Origin of the sequence: Paractinoplanes polyasparticus (assembly GCF_019710575.1) — a bacterium.
GTDB classification, from domain to species: Bacteria; Actinomycetota; Actinomycetes; order Mycobacteriales; family Micromonosporaceae; genus Actinoplanes; species Actinoplanes polyasparticus.
Genome location: NZ_JAHWFK010000111.1, coordinates 1 through 2,022, shown reverse-complemented (window position 1 = coordinate 2,022; position 2,022 = coordinate 1). Strand labels below are relative to the sequence as shown.

2 protein-coding genes are annotated in these 2,022 nt (G+C 69.2%); both read right to left on the bottom strand.

Going from position 1 to position 2,022, the window contains the following annotated elements; all coding sequences use genetic code 11:
- Window positions 1–56: 56 nt before the first annotated feature.
- Window positions 57–1,157 (bottom strand): sensor histidine kinase, encoded by a 1,101-nt coding sequence (locus tag KXC43_RS50225; RefSeq protein ID WP_221383423.1) that lies wholly within the window; start codon window positions 1,155–1,157, stop codon window positions 57–59.
- Window positions 1,158–1,209: 52 nt separating this feature from the next.
- Entirely contained in the window at window positions 1,210–1,872 is a 663-nt protein-coding gene (locus KXC43_RS50220; RefSeq protein WP_221383422.1) for a response regulator transcription factor, read from the bottom strand.
- Between the last annotated feature and the right edge of the window lie 150 nt (window positions 1,873–2,022).

The following is a 2,022-nucleotide window of genomic DNA, read 5'->3' as shown; positions in this document are numbered from 1 at the left end:
GGCCGGCCGGTGACCGGCTCGATGGCGTGCGCGAACGCGTCGTGCGGCGATCCGTTCTACTCGGTCGTGAGCAGATGGTACGTGCCTTGCTGATTCGGCAGCCGGATCTCGGCGGTCAGGCCGCCGTCCGCGCCGGGGCGCAGGCGGAGCCGCCAGCCGTGGCGAGCGACGATGGCGGCTATCAGCGTGGCGCCGAGACCGCTGCCTTTGGTTCGCAGCCGCCCGGCGCCCCGGCGGAACGGCTCGACGATCTTGGCGACCTCATCGGGGCTCATCCGGGTGCCGGTGTTGGCAACCGAAAGCATCAGCTCCGGCCCGGCGTCGTGCAGGCTGAGGTCCACCTGGCCACCGCGGTGGTTGTGGCGAATCGCGTTGTCGAGCAGGTTGCGCACCATGAGCCGGAGCAGGCTCGGATCAGCTTCCACAACGGCCGGATCGAGATTGACGCGGACCGTCACGTCGTGCTCCTGAGCGGCTGTCCGCTGGTTGTCGACTTCCTGACGGACGAGGAGTGCCAGGTCGGTCTGCTCGGGATGGCCTGTGCCGCCCTCGGTCTCTGCCAGGTCCAGCAGCGTGCGTACGGTCCGGACGCTGCGGCTGTTGAGGCTGCGCAGGTCCTGCAGAAGGTCACGCGTCGGTCCTGGTCGTGCCTCGGCCAACGCGTCGTCGAGCGCGGCCTGGGTCACCGCCAGCGGCGTCTGAAGTTCGTGGGAGGCGTTCGCGGCGAATCGGCGTTGCGCCTCGAAGGCGGCGTCAAGCCTGGCCAGCATGAGGTTGAAGTTGGCGGCCAGGTCGGTAACCTCGTCCCGTCCGCGTCCGACCGGAACGCGAGCGCGAAGGTCCGTGCTCCCGGCCTGCCGGGCCGCGGCGACCATCGCGTGCAGAGGTGCGAGCGATCGTCGCACGATCCAGCGCACCGCGCCCGCGCCCGCGGTGATCACGACGGCGAGGGCGACCGCGGAGAAGACCAGCAGCCGTTCGACCTCCTGCCGGGGCAGCACTTCCGCGGGCACGCTGGCGGGTGGCGGTGGGGGACCATCCGTGCTGCCGGGCGTGACAGCGAGCGCGCCGCCCACGATGCTGTCTGGAACGTACGTCATCAACAGCGTGATGGTCCCGGCCATGACCAGGGCCAGTACGGCGATGACCGCGACCATGCTGCCGATGACACGAGTACCGATGGAACCGCGGGAGGCGGATCTGCCCCTGTCAGGTTTGGACAACACGGTACCCGGCGCCGGGAACGGTCTCGATCGGCCATGGTTTGCCGAGCTTCTTGCGTAATGTCGAGATGACCACCCGGGGCGAGTTGGTGAAGGGGTCGGCGTTCTCGTCCCAGGCGCGCTGCAGCAGTGTCTCGGCGCTGAGCACGCCGCCCTGGGCGCGTAGTAGTTGCTCGAGGATGCGGAATTCCTTCGGGCTGAGCGCGAGCAGGGTGGTGCCGCGGAACGCCTGCTGGGTGAACGGATCGAGACGAAGCTGCCCGAACCGCAGTTCTGGCGGTGCCCGATGACCGGACCGGCGCTGCAACGCACGCAGCCGGGCGACGAGCTCAGGAAATTCAAACGGTTTGACGAGGTAGTCGTCGGCCCCCAGCTGCAGGCCCGCGACCCGGTCCACCAGCGCCGCCGACGCGGTCAGCATCAACACGCCGACTGAGGGGTGGTGGGCGATGAGGTATTTGCACACCTCGTCGCCCGGCAGCAACGGCAGGTCACGGTCGAGCACGACGGCTTCATACTCCTGGGTCCGCAGGAGTTCGATCGCTCCCGGCCCATCGTGAACCACGTCGACGGTCATGCCGGCGCGGTGCAGGCCGTTGCGCACGCTTCGGGCGAGGATCTGCTCATCCTCCGCCAGCAGGACTCTCACGCGAGCTTCCCTCCTATGCCGACACTCTAGCGTCAAGACCTGGCGCCGGCGGGCCGTCCCGGCCCACCGGCGCCAGGTCTACTTGGCCGGCTTCGCTTCCTGGCCCTTCTCGACCGTCACGCCGGCCGGAGGCCGGTCTCCTTCCTGGCC